The sequence below is a fragment of the Pseudomonas sp. SG-MS2 genome (assembly GCF_009933855.1).
Taxonomy (GTDB): Bacteria; Pseudomonadota; Gammaproteobacteria; order Pseudomonadales; family Pseudomonadaceae; genus Aquipseudomonas; species Aquipseudomonas putida_E.
On the sequence record NZ_MOMO01000244.1, the window covers coordinates 28,699 to 45,658 of the forward strand.

At 64.9% G+C, this 16,960-nt stretch carries 13 protein-coding genes; 10 read left to right on the top strand and 3 right to left on the bottom strand.

The window, feature by feature from the left end:
• The first annotated feature begins 6 nt into the window (after nucleotides 1–6).
• A complete protein-coding gene (gene aldA, locus BLX42_RS22970) occupies nucleotides 7–1,440 on the top strand; it encodes an aldehyde dehydrogenase (protein ID WP_046786167.1) in 1,434 nt (477 codons plus the stop codon).
• Nucleotides 1,441–1,525: 85 nt separating this feature from the next.
• Here aldA and BLX42_RS22975 read toward each other — a convergent pair whose 3' ends face one another.
• Nucleotides 1,526–3,439: a sigma-54-dependent Fis family transcriptional regulator gene (locus BLX42_RS22975; RefSeq protein ID WP_161872731.1), complete on the bottom strand. Its 1,914-nt coding sequence runs from the start codon at nucleotides 3,437–3,439 to the stop codon at nucleotides 1,526–1,528.
• A gap of 93 nt (nucleotides 3,440–3,532) precedes the next feature.
• Nucleotides 3,533–5,053, bottom strand: coding sequence for an apoptosis inducing factor family protein (locus tag BLX42_RS22980; protein ID WP_119687053.1), 1,521 nt, complete (start codon nucleotides 5,051–5,053; stop codon nucleotides 3,533–3,535).
• A 213-nt stretch (nucleotides 5,054–5,266) separates the two neighbouring features.
• Here BLX42_RS22980 and BLX42_RS22985 point away from each other — a divergent pair, with 213 nt between their 5' ends.
• The 9 genes from BLX42_RS22985 to asnB all read left to right on the top strand — a co-directional run bounded on the left by BLX42_RS22985 (nucleotide 5,267) and on the right by asnB (nucleotide 15,850).
• The gene (locus tag BLX42_RS22985; protein WP_161872732.1) at nucleotides 5,267–6,364 is read left to right on the top strand and encodes a sugar diacid recognition domain-containing protein; all 1,098 of its coding nucleotides are present in this window, start codon (nucleotides 5,267–5,269) and stop codon (nucleotides 6,362–6,364) included.
• 112 nt (nucleotides 6,365–6,476) lie between these two features.
• Nucleotides 6,477–7,616 carry a glycerate kinase gene (locus BLX42_RS22990; RefSeq protein ID WP_161872733.1) on the top strand — a complete coding sequence of 380 codons (1,140 nt, stop codon included), beginning with the start codon at nucleotides 6,477–6,479 and terminating at the stop codon, nucleotides 7,614–7,616.
• Between the two features lie 297 nt (nucleotides 7,617–7,913).
• Nucleotides 7,914–9,230, top strand: coding sequence for an AMP-binding protein (locus tag BLX42_RS22995; protein WP_161872734.1), 1,317 nt, complete (start codon nucleotides 7,914–7,916; stop codon nucleotides 9,228–9,230).
• A complete protein-coding gene (locus BLX42_RS23000; RefSeq protein ID WP_161872735.1) occupies nucleotides 9,227–10,942 on the top strand; it encodes a prenyltransferase/squalene oxidase repeat-containing protein in 1,716 nt (571 codons plus the stop codon). The genes BLX42_RS22995 and BLX42_RS23000 overlap by 4 nt, the downstream gene beginning before the upstream one ends.
• A 9-nt stretch (nucleotides 10,943–10,951) precedes the next feature.
• Complete coding sequence (locus BLX42_RS23005; protein ID WP_046786173.1) at nucleotides 10,952–11,359, top strand: hypothetical protein; 408 nt, start codon at nucleotides 10,952–10,954, stop codon at nucleotides 11,357–11,359.
• The gene (locus tag BLX42_RS23010; RefSeq protein WP_119687048.1) at nucleotides 11,356–11,640 is read left to right on the top strand and encodes an acyl carrier protein; all 285 of its coding nucleotides are present in this window, start codon (nucleotides 11,356–11,358) and stop codon (nucleotides 11,638–11,640) included. The genes BLX42_RS23005 and BLX42_RS23010 overlap by 4 nt, the downstream gene beginning before the upstream one ends.
• Entirely contained in the window at nucleotides 11,637–12,632 is a 996-nt protein-coding gene (locus BLX42_RS23015) for a long-chain fatty acid--CoA ligase (protein ID WP_161872736.1), read from the top strand. The genes BLX42_RS23010 and BLX42_RS23015 overlap by 4 nt, the downstream gene beginning before the upstream one ends.
• A complete protein-coding gene (locus BLX42_RS23020; RefSeq protein ID WP_161872737.1) occupies nucleotides 12,619–14,004 on the top strand; it encodes an amidase in 1,386 nt (461 codons plus the stop codon). Before BLX42_RS23015 ends, BLX42_RS23020 begins: the two co-directional genes overlap by 14 nt.
• Nucleotides 14,005–14,014: 10 nt before the next feature.
• Entirely contained in the window at nucleotides 14,015–15,850 is a 1,836-nt protein-coding gene (gene asnB, locus BLX42_RS23025; RefSeq protein WP_161872738.1) for an asparagine synthase (glutamine-hydrolyzing), read from the top strand.
• On the opposite strand, the gene BLX42_RS23030 is transcribed toward asnB, so the two are convergent.
• Nucleotides 15,839–16,810: a LysR family transcriptional regulator gene (locus BLX42_RS23030; protein WP_046786177.1), complete on the bottom strand. Its 972-nt coding sequence runs from the start codon at nucleotides 16,808–16,810 to the stop codon at nucleotides 15,839–15,841. The genes asnB and BLX42_RS23030 overlap by 12 nt on opposite strands.
• Nucleotides 16,811–16,960: the final 150 nt, after the last annotated feature.

A 16,960-nucleotide genomic window follows, 5' to 3' on the forward strand; every position in this document is an offset into this window, starting at 1 on the left:
ACGAGCATGACAGACACGACCTACCAGAACTTCATCGACAACGCGTTTGTACCCAGCGAGGCACTGATCGAGGTCTACAACCCGGCCAACGCCCAGTTGCTGGGGCGGGTGCCAGAAACACCGGCCGAACAGGTGGAGCGCGCCATCGCAGCAGCACGCAAGGCGCAAAAGGGCTGGGCGGCGAAGACAGCCATTGAACGGGCAGGCTACTTGCGCCAGATCGCCGCCAAGGTGCGGGCCAATGCCGACCGCCTGGCGCGGATCATTACCCAGGAGGGCGGCAAGGTGCCGGCGCTGGCCCAGGTCGAGGTCAACTTTACCGCTGACTACCTTGACTATATGGCCGAATGGGCGCGCCGCCTGGAGGGCGAGGTACTCAGCAGCGACCGCGCCCACGAACACATCTTCCTGATGCGCAAGCCACTGGGCGTGGTGGCGGGGATTCTGCCGTGGAACTTCCCGTTCTTCCTCATCGCACGCAAGATGGCGCCGGCGCTGCTCACCGGCAATACCATCGTGATCAAGCCCAGTGAGGAAACCCCCATCAATTGCTACGCGTTCGCCCAGTTGGTGGCCGAGACAGACTTGCCCGCAGGCGTGTTCAACGTGGTGGGTGGCAAAGGGGCGAGCGTCGGTCACGGGCTGTCGAGCCATGCTGGTGTCGACCTGGTGAGCTTCACCGGCAGCGTGGCTACCGGCGCGCGGATCATGGCCGCGGCCGCACCGAACATTACCAAGCTCAACCTCGAACTGGGCGGCAAGGCCCCGGCGATCGTGCTGGCTGACGCCGACCTGGACCTTGCGGTGAAAGCCATCGTCGCCTCGCGCGTGATCAACACCGGCCAGGTCTGCAACTGTGCCGAACGGGTGTATGTGGAGCGCAAGGTGGCCGACGCCTTCGTCGACAAGGTAGGCCAGGCCATGGCGGCCATCCGCTATGGCGACCCCTCGCGCCAGGCCGATCTGGACATGGGGCCGCTGATCAACCAGGCCGGCCTCGACAAGGTGGCGCAGATGGTGCGCACGGCCGTAGGGCAGGGCGCCCAGTTGGTGACCGGGGGGCAGGTCGCCGACCTCGGCGCCGGGTTCCATTATCAGCCGACTGTGCTCGCCGGCTGTGCTGCGGACATGGAGATCATGCGCAAGGAGATCTTCGGACCGGTATTGCCGATCCAGGTGGTCGACGATCTGGACGAAGCGATTGCCTTGGCCAATGACAGTGAGTATGGGCTGACCTCATCGCTCTATACCCGTGACCTGAATGCAGCGCTGAAGGCTTGCCGCGAGATCGACTTTGGCGAGACCTACATCAACCGCGAGAACTTCGAAGCCATGCAGGGCTTCCACGCCGGTGCGCGCAAGTCCGGCATCGGCGGGGCGGATGGCAAGCATGGGTTGTATGAGTACACGCGCACCCAGGTGGTGTACATCCAGGGGTAAGTCTTCACCCCAGCGTCCCTGTCTTGCCGGCGATGCAGACGCTGGGGTGCATGGCACCGGCCTGCCGGCGATAGGGGCGCACCGGTCACCCCAACAGGTTTGGCTGCACGATCGCGTACCGCTTCATCTTGCGGTACAGCGTCGAGCGCGAAATGCCCAACGCCTGCGCCGCTGCGCTCATGTTCCAGTGCTCACGCTTCAAGACCTCCAGCAAATGCCGCGCCTGAAGGTCTTCCACCTGTTGCTCGAGCGCTGCAGGCTGTGCAGGCGCTGCACCGTCCAGCAACTCCTGGGGCAAGTCGGCCAGTTCGATCACACCGCCCTCGGCCAGCGCTACCGCCTGGCGCAGGGCGTTGAGCAGTTGGCGCACATTCCCCGGCCACGCATGGCCCAGCAGGCAACGATGCGCCTCGGCGCTCAAACGCAACCCCGACCCGGCCGACAAGCCAGAGAGCAGCGCATCGATCAGCTCGCGGCGGTCGCTGCGCTCACGCAGGGCCGGTAACCTCATGCGCATCCCGCACAGGCGATAGTAAAGGTCTTCGCGAAAACGCTTTTCGCCAATCATGGCCTGCAGGTCCTGGTGCGTCGCCGATATCACCTGGATATCAAGCGCCACTGGCGTTTCTGCACCCAGTGGCACCAGTTCACGTTCGGCCAGCACCCGTAGCAGGCGCGTTTGCAGGTGTGCAGGCATATCACCGATTTCATCGAGAAACAGCGTGCCGCCATTGGCGTGCTCCAGCTTGCCCTTCATGCCTTTGCGGCTGGCACCCGTGAAACTGCCGGCGCGGTAGCCGAACAGTTCGCTTTCGATCAAAGACTCGGGTATCGCTGCGCAATTGAGCGCCACGAACGGCTTGGCATGGCGCTGGCTGGCCTGGTGCAGGGCGCGGGCGAAAGCTTCCTTGCCGGTACCGGTTTCGCCGTCGAGGAGGATGGCGATGTCCTTGTCCAGCACCTTGCGTAGCCGACGCACGCCCTGTTGCAGTTGCGCGTCCTGGCCTGCCAATTGTTCGAGGCCGGGGTGGCGAGCCCGTGCGGGCATCGGCGGTACAGCCGGCAGCGGGCGATAGCCGGCGGGGACGCGCAGGCCGACGTCCAGCAAAAGCGCTTGAGCATGGGCGCGCAACTGGGTACCGCGGGCGCCGCCACGGGTGAGGTCGAGCAGTTGGTCGATATCGGCGTGCAGCAGTTGCTCGACAGGCGCCCCCAGCAACTTGCCGCTGTGCGCAAGGAAGGCCGCCCGATTGGCACCGATCACCCGGCCACCTTCATCCAGCGCAAGCAACTGCTCGGCCGCCAGGTCCGAGAACTCGTCACGCGGTTTCAGCGCCAGGGTCAGGCGGTCGCGAAAGCGCTCGCGAAAATGGCTGTTCTCGATCAGCCGTGCGTACAGGGTCACCAACTGCAAGGTCAGGTGCTGTGCTTGCTTGGGACCGTCGTTGTACAGGCAGGTGGCATTCAGGCAACCGAGCAGTTGATTGTGGGCATCGAAGATCGGCGACACCGAGCAGCTCAGGCGGGCGTTGGCTGCCAGGAAGTGCTCCTGACGGTGGATGGTCAGGGCCTGCCGGCTAGCCAGAGCGGTGCCGATGCCGTTGGTGCCGGCCACCGACTCGTCCCAGCGCGCGCCAACGATCAGCCCGGAACGGGTATAGCGTTGCGGGTCGGCCGGCAAGCGGGAATCGAGGGTAATACCCTCGGCGTCACTGAGCAGCACGGCGAAGCCTGCATCCACAACGCGCCGCGCCAGGCCGCTGACACCCTGGCTGGCGATGGCCAGGTAGGCCTCATGCTGGGCCTGGTGCTGGCGGATTTCGGCGGCGCTGAGGATATTGTCGACGTGGCGCAGTTCAGGGTCCAGGTGATGCTGGTTGATGCTGCGGTACCAGGATTCGGCGATCACAGGCTCGGGCATCAGGCCACGTTCGGCGAAATGGCAATCGACGAATGCGGCCAGCTCACTGGCATGGGGTGAGGCGGTGTGCGCGGCCATGGGCGCTCCACGAAATTCTTGTTATTTGAGGTGGGGAAAACCATAGCTGATTTTTGCATGATCGGCAGCCGGCCTGGTGCGGGGTGAATGCGTTCAGCCGATCAACTCAAGCGCCTGAGCCAGGCTCAGTGACCGCTTCATACGCTGCGACAACTGCGCCATGGCATCCGAATAGCCTTTGGCGATCACAGCCTCCACCCGCTCACCTGCACATTGCAAGGCAATGAAATCGCCTTGCTCCGGCGCCCCGACAAACTCGATGCGGTCCCAGTCGCGCGCATGCCCCAGTACTTCATAGGTACGCCCATGCTGATAAGTCCAGAAGAACGGCACGTCTTCATACCGGCGTTGCTCGCCCAGCATGTTGGCGGCAGCTATGACACCGTGTTGCTGGGCCAGGCGCCAGTGCTCGATGCGCACCGGGCGGCCGGTGAGGGGGAAGGTCGCGATATCACCGGCCGCCCACAGCCGGTCGGCGGCCTGCAGCTCGGCGTCGACCGCTATGGAGTGGTCCTCGGCCAATTGCACGCCCTGCACGAAGGCAGTGGCCGGCGTGACGCCGGTGCCGAGCAAGACCAGTGATGTTTCGATCTTATCGCCATTGCTCAGCAGCACGGCTTCGACGTGTTGCGCACCGATGAACCGCTCGACGTCGGTCGGGCCATGGAACATCACGCCCTCGCGCTCATGCAGCGCACGAATCGAGCGGCCAATGCGTTCACCCAACTGCATGCGTAACGGAACCTCGTGGCGGGTCACCACGTGGACCTGTGCGCCGTACGTGTGCAATGCCGATGCGGCCTCCAGGCCGATGAACCCGTCACCGACGATCACCACGGGCTGGCCGGGTTCGGCGGCATCGAGCAGGCGCGCCGCATCTTCGCGCGAGCGCAGCGTCACGATGCCTGCCAGGCTTGCACCGGGCAGGTCAGGGCGTTGCGGCTTGCCGCCAGTGGCCAATAAGGCTGCGTCATAATCGATACGCTGGCCGTCGGCGAGGGTGATCTGGCGCTTTTTGGCATCCAGCAGGCGCACCTTGCCCGAGCGCCGTTCCAGTTGGCCTGTGCGCAACTGGTCAGCGTCAAGCAGCGCTGGCACTTCGTCAGGCGGCATTTCGCCGGCAATCACGAATTTGCTCAGCGCAGTACGGTCATACGCCGGTTGCCGCTCCTGGTCGAGCCACACCAGGCGACCGCCGAACCCATGGGCCAGCAGCGTGGCAACCGCCGCCGAGCCTGCGGCACCGGCGCCGATGACGACGAAGCAGCGCGCATCGCTGTGACGCGGTGGCTCGGGGTGCGGCAGAGGCTGGTCATCGACCCAGATTTCGCCATCCTTGACCCATGCGCGGTAACGGCGCAGGTCTGCCAGGGCCGGCGGCTCGCAGACCACGCCTTCGTCAACGGCGAAAGCGGCCTTGTGCCAGGGGCAGACCAGCAGGCCGTTGCATACCACGCCCTCTTCCAGCGGCGCTCCGGCGTGCGGGCAATTGGCCTGATAGGCGCGTACCTGCCCGGCGCTGCGAATCAGGATCACTTCTTCGCTGCCGGCTTGTACGCGAAGGGGGCGCTTGGGGTCGAGTTGCTCGAGGCGAGCCACGGCGTGCTGAGTCATGAATATTCTCCAAAGGGGGCCTTGGAACCATTTGACGCCTGGGATGACAGGGTGATGCAGTGATCTGACGGCCGGAAGGAGCGCCATGCTTCATGAGGGGCGTGTTCGGCCTTGGTCAGCGATAGAGCCGTGTGCCATGATCGGGCTTCTTGCGCCAAGGTCGCCTGTGTCGCGCCTGCTCGCGACCAACCCAATACCCTCAAGGACCACCGAATGTTCGAACTGGACCATGACCTGGCGCAGGATATTGTCGATCGGGCAATGGCCATTCTGCCGTGCAATGTCAATGTCATGGACAGCCAGGGGCTGATCCTGGGCAGTGGTGAGCCAGGGCGCATCAACACCCGCCACGAAGGTGCGCAGCTGGTATTGGCCAATGGCCGGATCGTCGAGCTGGATGCAGACGCCGCCAAGTGCCTCAAAGGCGTGCAGCCGGGGGTCAACCTGCCGCTGATGCTCGATGGGCGGCTGATCGGCGTGCTGGGGCTGACGGGTGACCCGCAGCAACTGCGCACCTACGGCGAACTGGTGCGCATGACCGCTGAAATGCTGCTGGCCCAGCGCCATTTGCAGGTTGAACAGCAATGGCGGCGCCAGCGTTGTGATGACCTGCTGGCGTTGCTGCTCGGTGGTACGGGCGACTCGCCGCGGCTGCTGGACGAAGCGCAGCAACTGGGCCTGAAGCCGCAGTTGCCACGGGTGCCGTGTTTGTTCGAACTGCGTGCCGGCCCGGCGGCCGAGGCCTTGGCTGGCTGGTTGATGAGCCGTTACCCGGACAGTTGGTGCGTGAGCCCGGCACGCGATTCCTTGCTGTGGTGCCGCCCGGCCGGGGTGGTGCTGGATGAGGAGCGCCTGCTCGAGCGCGTGCAGCGCAGCGGCTGGCAGATCCAGCGCATGGCGCTGGGTAGCCCGGCGCAGAGCCTTGAGCAGTTGCGCCGCGGTTACCGGCGGGTTCGTGACCTGCTCGCCTATGGCCGCGAAGTGTTGCCAGGCGAGCAGTTGTTGAGCCTTGCGCGTTACCGTCTGCCCGCGTTGTTGTGGCGCCACCGCAATGAAGATGCGCTGGATGAGCTGCTTGAGCCGCTGCACCGCGTGCGTGCCAAGGATGCCAGCGGGCAGTTGCTCGCCACCCTGCGTGCCTGGTGCGCGCATGATGGCCAGAGCCAGGCCTGCGCCGATGCCCTGGGTATTCACCGCAACAGCCTGCGCTACCGCCTGGAGCGCATTGCCGAGCTGGGCGAGGTCGACCCGTTGCGCCTGGAGGGCATGTTGAGCCTGTATCTGGGGTTGCAGCTGTTGCCAGCGGATTGACCTGGGCAAAAAGGCATTTGCCCAAACAACCTGTCGGCCGGTTTGTGCATCCGACCGAGGCCCCGACGCCGGACAACTGTCAGCATGCGGCCATCTGGACAGGAGAATCCCCATGAAAATCGTCATCGCCCCCGATTCGTTCAAGGACAGCCTTGATGCTGCCGGTGTCGCCCGTGCCATCGCCGCCGGCCTGGCAGAGGCGCTGCCGACCGCTGAGCTGCTCGAGTGCCCCATGGCCGATGGTGGCGAAGGCACCATGCAGGCGATTGTCGCTGCCAGCCACGGCGAACTGCGCCGGCAGACCGTTCGCGGGCCGCTCGGCCAGTGGGTGCAGGCCGGTTGGGGCTGGCTGGCCGAAAGCCGCACAGCGATCATCGAGATGGCCCAGGCCAGTGGTATCCAACTGGTGCCAAGTGCGCAGCGTGATGCCTGCCGCAGCAGCACCTGGGGCACCGGCGAACTGATCGACGCCGCGCTCAGCGCAGGGGCACAGCGCATCGTCCTGGCAATCGGCGGCAGTGCTACCAACGATGGCGGCAGCGGCATGCTGCGTGCCCTTGGCCTGCGTTTGCTGGCCGCCGATGGCCAGCCACTGGAAGAGGGCGGCCTGGCCCTGGCCGGGCTGGCACGTATCGATGCCAGCGGCCTTGACCCGCGCCTGGCGCAGGTTCAGGTCGAAGTGGCGGCCGACGTCGACAATCCCCTGTGTGGGCCCAATGGTGCTTCGGCGATCTTCGGGCCACAAAAGGGTGCCAGCCCCGAGCAGGTCCAGGCCCTGGACAAAGCGCTGGGCCACTTTGCCGACCATTGTGCGCAGGTGCTGGGCCAAGATGTTCGGGAACAGCCAGGGTGTGGTGCGGCCGGCGGCATGGGGTTCGCGGCCAAAGCCTTCATGGGGGCGCAGTTCCGCCCGGGCGTGGAAGTGGTGGCGGAGTTGGCCGGCCTCGATGCGTTGGTGAAAGGTGCCGACCTTGTGATTACCGGTGAGGGCCGCTTCGATGCCCAGACCCTGCGGGGCAAGACGCCGATGGGGGTGGCGCGTGTCGCCAAGCGCCATGGGGTGCCGGTGGTGGTGCTGGCGGGCACCTTGGGTGAAGGCTATCAGCAGCTGTATGCGCACGGTATCGATGCGGCATTCGCCCTGGCCAGCGGGCCGATGACCCTGGAGCAGGCCTGCGCCGATGCCGCGCACTTGTTGCGGGCCCGGGCCAGTGATATTGCGCGGGTATGGCGTTGCGCCAACGGGCGCTGAAGCGTCTGCGGCAAACCCATGGCGATGCGCCGCGTGTGCGGCGCTCGGTCTCAAGGTTGCTGAAAAAAGCCCGTGGCATGCCCCGGAAATACCCAAAACATCTTTGTCTGATATCCCACCGGATCCACGGCGCGAGGAATGAATAGCGCTCGGAAAAATCGCACTTGCTGATCAGTTTTTACCCGCTGAAGTTGCAGAATAATACCTCGTGACTATCACCGGCGGTTTCAAATAAGTATTTTACTTGAGCCGGACGCTCGCCAATTCTCTGCGCTGTTTATTCGAGAGGGCGAGTCGATGTTAGTTCACAGCGACCAGGATTACGGCGTGCTGAAGGCCGCGGAACGCGAGCTTCAGCTGCAGGCGGGGCATGTCCCCGACGCCGCATTTTATGAACGCAAGTTGCAAGCAATTTGGACGCGAGCACAACACAGTGCCCATTACGCAAACATAGGTCCTTACAGTTTCCCGGCCTTCCAGCAGTTGCCTGTAACCGCCAAGGCATTGCTCAAAGGCCAGCCACTCGAGTTCTGCACGGTGGAACTGGGCGAGGCGGCCAAGTATTACGCCACCACCGGCACGACTGGCGAGCCGACCCCGACCCCGCGTTTGAAAGAAGACATCATCTGGAATGCTGTCAGTGTCGCCAGCCATTGGCGGGCAGTGCTGCGCTCGGGTTCGCGGGTGGCCAACCTGATGCCATCGGACATCGTGCCGGTAGGTGACCTGATCGCCAACGTCTGCGAGTACCTGGACGTTTCCCACGTGCGCCTCTATCCCTTCACCACCGGTATTACCGACTGGGAGCGGGTGTGCAACACCTTCGACACGTATCGGCCTACGGTCCTGTTCATTGCCCCCGGTGTGCTGGTGCAACTGACCCGCTACCTGAAACAGCGCGAATTGCTGCACAGCTTCGCCGAGTCGGTGCGCTCGATCATGCTGCTTGGCGAGGTCAACACCCAGCCGTTGCGCGAACGCCTGGCGCGCTGGTGGCAATGCGATGTTTTCGATGCCAGCTACGGCAGTACCGAAACCGGCACGTTGGCCGCAGTGGGCCAGGACCTGCAGATGCGCCTGGCCACTGCCACCAACTATTTCGAACTGCTGTTGCCCGACGGCAAGCTGGTCACCCCGGCCGAGGGGCTCACGGGCCGCCTCGTCGTTACGCCGCTCAACCTGTATGCACGCCCGCTGTTGCGTCTGGACACCGGTGACAGCGTGACCATCACCTCGCCTTGGCAGCCAGGCCAGGTCAGCCCGGCCTTGCTGATCAACGGGCGTGACAGCGATAGCGTCCGCGTGGCTGGCGTAGGCCTTGAGATCCGCGCGGTCGAGGAGGTGGTCTACGGCAGTTGCGATGCCACAGGTTATGTCATCGAAGTGGACCGCCAGGCCGACAGCGCCGCGCTTATCCTCGAGCGTGACGTCGTCTGGGACAGCAGCCAGGAAGCGCGCCTGCAAGCGCATTTGCTGGAGCGCTGCGAGCAGCACATGGGGCTGCGCTGGAGCCGCGTACTGTTCGTCAACAACCTGTCGGCGCTGAACAAGAGTGGCGGGTCGCAAAAGAGCTGGAAGAAGACCAACCTGCGCTTTGTCGGTGGCCAGCAATGACGCCGCCACGATTCCCTCTGGGGCAGGGCCTGGGCAACGGCCAACCGGACTTGTGGTGCACCTATGCGGCCATACGCAGCCTGGCCTGGGTTGGGCGCCTTGAGCAGGTTGATGTACCGGTATTACAGGCCTACATCCTGTCTCGGCGCAACCGCGATGGCGGCTTTGCCTGGAGCAAGGGGATGCCCTCCGACGCCTGGGCCACGTTTTATTGCACCGAAACCCTGCACGACCTGGGCGTTGGCGTTGAACAGTGCGACGAAACAGCGGCCTGGATCGCTACGCTGTTCGATGGCGACGCCTATGCCATGTGCCCGGGCCAGACGGCGGACGTGTGGGCCAGCCACTATGCGCTGTGCACCTTGATCGAAGTGTGCCATGGCCAGGTGCGGGACACCGAGCCCCTGTATGCCTGGCTCGAGGGGTTGCAGTGTGCCAATGGTGGCCTGAGCTGGTCGGCGGATTTCGCCCGACGCAACCTGGCCGACACCCGTGCCTGCTTCTACGGCGTGATGGCTGCGCGAGCGCTGGCGCGCCAGGGCTTGCCGGCGCCGCAATGGCACCTGCCACGCCTGATCGGCTGGCTGCAGGCACAGCAGATGGATTGCGGTGGCTTCCGCTTCAGCGAAGCGGCGGCTGTGCCGTGCCTGTGGGCGACCTATCGCGCCACCGCCAGCCTTGCGGCATTGCAGGCGCAACCGCTGGGCCGTAAGCGCTGCGCTGAATGGATCGATGCCTTGCGCGGCCCGACCGGTGCCTTCGTGCGCTGGGCGGGTTATGACGGTGAGGATGTCTGGGCGGCGTTCTGCGCACTGGGTTCGCTAAAAGCACTGGGAGAGCCGGTGGCGCACCTGGCCGATGGCGTGGCAGCGTTCATCGCCACGTTGTCGATGCCCCAGGGCGGCTATTCGTATCGCCGGGCCGATACCGCCGCCGACGTGCTGACCACCGCGGCTGCCGTGCTGGGCGATAGCCTGGCGCAGCAGCCGCGCGATGCGGCCCTGCGCTGGATCGAAGGCTGCCAGATGCCCAACGAGCCTGGGATCATGTACATGCCAGGCCGTGGTGCCGAGGTGCGTTGTACCAATTGGGGCCTTGCAGCAGGTGCCTTCGCTGGCCAGCCAGGGCCCCGCCAGGCGATCGGCCGCTGGCTGGCCTCGCTGCAGAACCCTGACGGCGGCTTCGGTTTCTGGGAGGGGCGCGGCTCGGACATGGTGTCCACCGCATCGGCCGTGTCGATCTTGCGGCAATTGGGCGATGACAGCGGCGTAGACCTCGCGGCCATCGAACGCTATGTCGTCAGCTGCCGGCAGGCCCATGGCTACGCATCGTTCCCCCGTGGCGAAGTGTCACTGCGCGCCGGTTTGCAGGCACTGGCCTGCCTGGCCCATATCGGCAACGACGTCACTGAGGCTGCCGCCCGGTTACTGGCTGCGCACAAAGTGCGCCAGGGCGGCTTCGCCAACCAGGGGCAGCGCATTCCTGACCTGCTCAGCACCTACCAGGCCGTGGCACTGGCTGCCGACCTGGGCCTGCCGGTGGACCTTGCCCACCTGCGCTTTTTCCTCGACAAGGTGCGCGGCGCTGCCGGCCATGCCTGGTCGCCTTTGTTCCTGCAAGGGGTCGATGCGCTGTCCACCTGCCTGGGCCGCCTGCTTGACGCCTTCGCCCAAGGCCAGCGCCAGCAACTGCCCAGCTTGCAGCTGTCGTAAGGAGCCGCCATGCCCACCCTCACTGTTTGCTGTGCACCGCTGCAAGCGCTGGAGCGCAAGCGCCTGGCGCTGGCCTTTACCCGCCAGCTCAAGCAACTGGGCGCCGACACCGCCCATTGCATGGTGTTCTTCAACCCGTTACCTGAGGCCAGTGTGTTCAGCGCCGGCATGCCGATGCCCGTTGCCGACCGCGACGGTGCACCGGCGCAGTTCCATGTGCGCATCACCCTGTCACAGGCCCGCGACCGGCAGGCTCACCAGGCGCTGGCTGAAGGCCTGCACGGCTGCCTGCGCACGCATTACCCGAATGCCTTCATCTACCTGCACTTCGACCCGATCCTGCCCGAGCACGTGTTCTTCAGTGCCGGAGCGGAATTGACCAACGCTGCCCATCAACAAGGAAAGACCGGCTCGTGAACGACCTCAGCATTGAACAGCGTATCCGCCACACCCTCGGCCAGCTGCTTGGCGAGCACGTCGACGCCATCGATAAACGCGACAGTTTTCGTGACTTTCTCGGCGAACGCTTCGACAGCCTCATGGCTGTGGAAGTGATCACCGCCATCGAGGGCTGCTTCGACATCGAAGTGGACTACCTCAGCGATGATGTGCGCTTCTGGTTCGAAACCCTGGAAAAGATGGAGCAATTCGTCCGGCAAAAACTGGAAGACCAACTGACCCTGCAGGCCACCGAGTGAGCGCCGAGCATCTGTTTACCACCTCCGGCTCAACCGGTGCGCCCCGGCAATGGCTGCGCAGCCAGGTGCAGATGGAGCGCGAGGCAACGCTGATTCTCGGCCGTTGGGCGCCCGATGCACGGGAGATATTCTCGTTTGCGCCAGTCAGCCACAGCTACGGCATGATCCTTGGCCAGGTCGGTGCGCGGGTTTTGAACGCGCAGCTGCACCCTTGTTCGCTGGAGCAGCAGCGCCTGCCAGCGCTCGATGGCGACGGGCCGTGCGTGATTCTCGCCATTGCCAGTACCTGGCGCGTGCTGCCGGCGCTGCTGGCCCGGCTGAGCGCCCAGCGTGCGGTACTGGTGGTGCACAGCGCCTCGTTGCTGCCGCCGGGGGCTCTGGCCACGGTGCAGCGCCATGCCGGGCCACAGGTGCGTTTCGTCGAACTGCTCGGTTCCACCGAAACCGGCGCCATGGCTTACCGCGAGCTGGATGCGCACAGTGATGCAGAGCAGCCCTGGACGCTGCTGAGCGATGTGACACTGCTCAGCCCCCCGGGCCAGCCCTGTGCGCTGAACGTGGCCAGCCCGCGCATCGCCCGCCAGCCGTGCCAGGCGCACGCCGCAGCCACGCATTGCTGCGATGACCAGGTACTGGCGCTGGACGCACAGCGCTTCCAGTGGCTGGGCAGGGCCAGCAGCCTGATCAAGGTCAATGGGCTGCGCGTCGACCTGGCCCGTCTGGCCAGTGACCTTGCTCAGCGCCTGGATTGCCCGGCGCTGGCCTGCGTTGCTGTGGCCGATGCGCTGCGCGGCGAAGCGTTCGAGGTGTTGTACAGCTGCGACACCCTCACCGAGCACGTGGTACTGGAGGCATTGCGCCAACTATCGCCGGGCCATCCATGGCCGGTTGCAGTACGCCGTGTCACCGAGCTGCCTTTATCCGCCACCGGCAAGCCTCTGCCGTGGGCGGCTTCCACTTCTGTCAAGGAATACACCCATGAACCACGTTGACACTCAAGATGCCATCGCCCATTACCTCAGCAACTGCGGCGCTAACGCCACCCACGGCCGTGTGCAGCCCGAATACCTCGGTCTGAGCCTGCGCAAACGCCATGAACTGCTGCAGCGCAGCCCCGCCCTGGCAGCGGACTGGGCAGCGCAGTACGCACAATGGTCCGTGCATGCCGACAGCCACTACCGTTGCCTGACCAGCACCCGTGAGGTCGAGGCACCGTGGTACCGCCTGGGCGTGAAGGACACTGTCGACGTGCAAGGTTTGCCGACCCGTCTGGGCCTGCGCAGCTACCGCCACTACCCGCAGCGCAGCGCCGAGGCGCTGGCCTTCCTTGACCCGCGCATCGCGCTGACCTGCAAGGTCGCCACTACCGAGCTGAACATTGCCTTTGGCGCCGGCTGTCGTAACCCACATTTCCCGACCATCGATCCGTCTGGCTCCAGCACAGGTTCGGCGGTGTCGGTGGCAGCGGGGCTGTGCGATATCTCGTTGGGCACCGATGTGCTCGGCTCGGTGCGCTGGCCTGCCTCGCACTGCGGCATGGTCGGTCTGCGCATGACCCAGAAGGCCGAGAGCCTGGCCGGGGTGTTTCCGTTATCACCGCGCATGGACGCACTGGGCTGGGTCGCCCGCAGCGCCGATGACCTCGACCTACTGTTCCCGTTGCTGGGCCTGGAGCCACTGCTCGGCCAGCAACAGCCACTCAAAGAGCACTATCGGGTCGCCATGCTGGAGCACGCGCTGGACCCGGCGCTGACCAGTGCGGCCATGCTCGACATGCTGGGCCAGGCACGCAGCGCACTGGCAGGCCTGGGCATGGCGCCCGCTGAGGTTGCCATGCCGGACCTGTGGGCCTGCCGTGGCGACGCCTGGCAGCTGTGCGCACGGGATGCGTGGCTGGCCTCGGCTGCCTGGGCCCGGCGCTTCGACTGCGAGCTGCATTGGTCGACACTCAGCGCCCTGAAAGTGGGTGAGGGCGTCAGCGACGCTGACTACCGGCGCATCCACCAGCGCATGGACAAGATCCGTTCGGGTATCGACGCCTGGTTCGACAACGCCCAAGTGGATTTCGTGGTATTCCCCATGGACCCCAACCGGCCATTCGACCGGCGCAACCCGCAGCCAGGGGACTCGACCATCCCTTCGCCCGCAGACGAAGGTTATGAGCAGAAGATCAGCTTCACCCCGCTGGCCAGTTTCAGCGGCCTGCCGGCCATTACCGTTCCGATTTGCCTGAGTGCCGACGGCAAGGCGCCACTGGCCGTGCAGATCATGGGCCGGCGTGACAGCGAGCGGCAGTTGCTGGATATCGCCAAGCGCCTGCAGGCCCTGACCGGTCTGCTTCCAACCCGTCGTCTTCAGGTGTAAGGAGCACAGCATGTGCGCAATCACAGGCTGGGTGGACTACACCCGCAACCTGACCCAAGCTGGCGAGGTTATCGGCGCCATGACCGATACGCTGGCACTGCGCGGGCCGGATGCCAGTGGCAGCTGGCAGCATCGTAATGCCCTGCTGGGCCACCGGCGGCTGGCGATCATCGACCTCAGCGGTGGCGTACAGCCGATGACCTACCGCTGCGCCAGTGGCGAGGAAGTCGCGCTGATCTACACCGGCGAGGTCTACAACCACGACGCTCTGCGTGAGCGCCTGCGCATGGCGGGCCACCAGTTCCATACCCGCAGCGACACCGAAGTGGTGCTGCACGCTTACCTGGAATGGGGCGAACAGTGCTGTGAGCACCTGAGCGGCATGTTCGCCTTCGCCGTGTTCGACGGGCGCGACGGCCACTTCCTGCTGGTGCGTGACCGGCTGGGGGTCAAGCCGCTGTACTACGCCCACCACCAGCAGGGGCTGCTGTTCGGTTCGGAAATCAAGGCAATCCTGGCGCACCCGGAGTTCGCCAGTGCGCTGGATGTGGTCGGGCTGGTGGACGCGCTGAGCCTTTCTCGCGGCACGGCGCGCACGGCCTTGCGTGGGGTCAGCGAACTGCCGCCGGGGCATCGCTTGTCCTGGCGCCCAAACGGGCGCCCCAAACTCAGCCGCTACTGGCAGTTGCAGCGGCGCGAGCACCAGGATGACCTGCCCGACACCGTGGCGCGCACCCGAGCGCTACTCGGCAAAGCGCTGGGCGAGCAGTTGCACGCCGATGTGCCGGTCTGTTCGCTGCTCTCCGGCGGGCTGGACTCGACCATCCTCACGGCCATGGCACAACAGCGCCTGACGGCGGAGCAGGGGGGCAGGGTCAATTCGTTCTCGGTGGATTTCGTCGGCCAGGCCGAGCAGTTCCAGAGCGACACCTTCCGCCCGGAACGCGATCAGCCCTACGCGCTGGCAGCTGCCGAACACATTGGCAGCCACCACCAGACCATCCTTATCGACAACGGCGAACTGGTGGCCGACCCTGCGCGCAGCGCGGTGTACCGGGCCAACGATTCGGCGGCCACCTTCGGCGATGTGGACACCTCGTTGTACTTGCTGTTCAAGGCCATCGGCCGCCATTCAACAGTGGCCATTTCCGGCGAGGCAGCAGATGAAGTGTTTGGCGGCTACGCCTGGTTCCGCGACCCGCAGGCGCTGGCGGCGCCGCGTTTCCCGTGGCTTTCACGCATGCAGTTGCTGCAGCCCGAGCTGATCAACCCGGACTTTAACAGGCTGTGCGACTTTGCCAGTTACCAGGACGGTTGCTATCACCAGGCGCTGGACAGCGTCGAGCACTTGCCGGGCGACAGCCCGCAAGAGCGGCGCATGCGTGAAATCTGCCACATGCACCTGCAGCGCTGGCTGCCGATTCTGCTCGACCGCAAGGACCGCCTGAGCATGGCCGCCAGCCTGGAAGTGCGCGTGCCGTTCACCGACCATGAGCTGGTCGAGTACGTGTACAACGTGCCGTGGTCGATCAAGGGCAAGGATGGTGTGGAGAAGTGGCTGCTCAAGCAGGCCTGCGCCGATATCCTGCCAGCGGCCGTACTGCAGCGACGCAAGAGCCCTTATCCGACTTCGGCGAACCTTGCCTATGAACGGTTCCTGCGTGAGCGGGCCCGGCACCTGCTGGCGCAGGCGGGCAGCCCGGTGTTCCAGGTGATCGACCGTGTTCGGCTGGGCGCTGAGCTGCGCCAGCCCGAGGGGTATTTCAATTCACAGTTGCGCCGTAACAACCTGGAGACCGCTCTGGCACTGGATGCCTGGCTGCGCGAATACCGCCTAGCGGTGTAGTTCGTGCTTGTCGCTGCCATCCAGAATCAACGGTTGCTGGATGGTATCGACAAACCGCCGTGGCGCCCCCAGGTCGAGCATGGATATGAAACTGCCCAGGGCTGGGGAGGCGTTCTGTATGTTCCAGTTCATGTACAGCCCCATGGTCGGCGTGGGCTGGTCCTTGATAGGCCGCAGAGGGCGAAACTGCACGCGCTCGCGCAGCGTCGAGTAGGCAATCGATTCAGGCACCAGGGCAACGCCGAAACCGCAGGCCACCAGCCCGATCAGGGTATGGATCTGCGCCGCTTCCTGCACCACCTTGGGGTAGAAGCCTGCCGATTCGCACAGCGCAATCAACTGGCTGTGGTAACCGCTGCCAAGCGCTTGCGGGGTGAAGACGAAGTCCTCTTCGGCAAAATCCCGCAGGTCGACCACAGGTTGATGCACCTTGGCGTGGCTGGCGGGCAGCGCCATGACGATCTGCTCGTTGAGCAGCAATCTCGATTCGATGGTGTCTGGGGGCATCGGCAGCTTGCGCATGAAACCGATGTCCGCTTCACCGGCCATCAATGCCTTGGCCTGGGAGGCCGAAGGCATTTCGCGGATGGTCAGCCGCACGTTTGGGTAGATTTCGCGGAATTTCTTCAGGGTATTGAGCAGCGACTCGTAGTAAGCGATGGAAATGGCGGTGATGGTCAGCTTGCCGCAGATGCCCTCGGACACATTGCGGGCGTATTCGATGCCTTGTTCCAGCTCCTTGAGGGTACGGTAGGCGGTTTCCAGGAAGGCCATGCCTGCGGCAGTGAGCTTGACCCCGCGCTTGTTGCGCAGGAACAGGCTGAAGCCCAGCTTCTCTTCGAGTCGGTTGATCGCCTGGCTCAGGGGCGGCTGTGCCATGTGCAGGCGGATGGCTGCCTTGTGAAAGTGCAGCTCCTCGGCCACGGCAATGAACTGCCTGAGCAAACGTGTCTCGATCATTCTACGTTCCTTCATCGAGTCGAACGGGGGCCGGGAAAGCGTTCTCCGGCGGCCGACCCTGCAAGGCGGCCATGATAGTGCGTGGCATCGCGGCGACAAAGCCTCTGCTGTAAACGGCTCATCCGGGCTTGACATTGCCGGTCGGGGTGC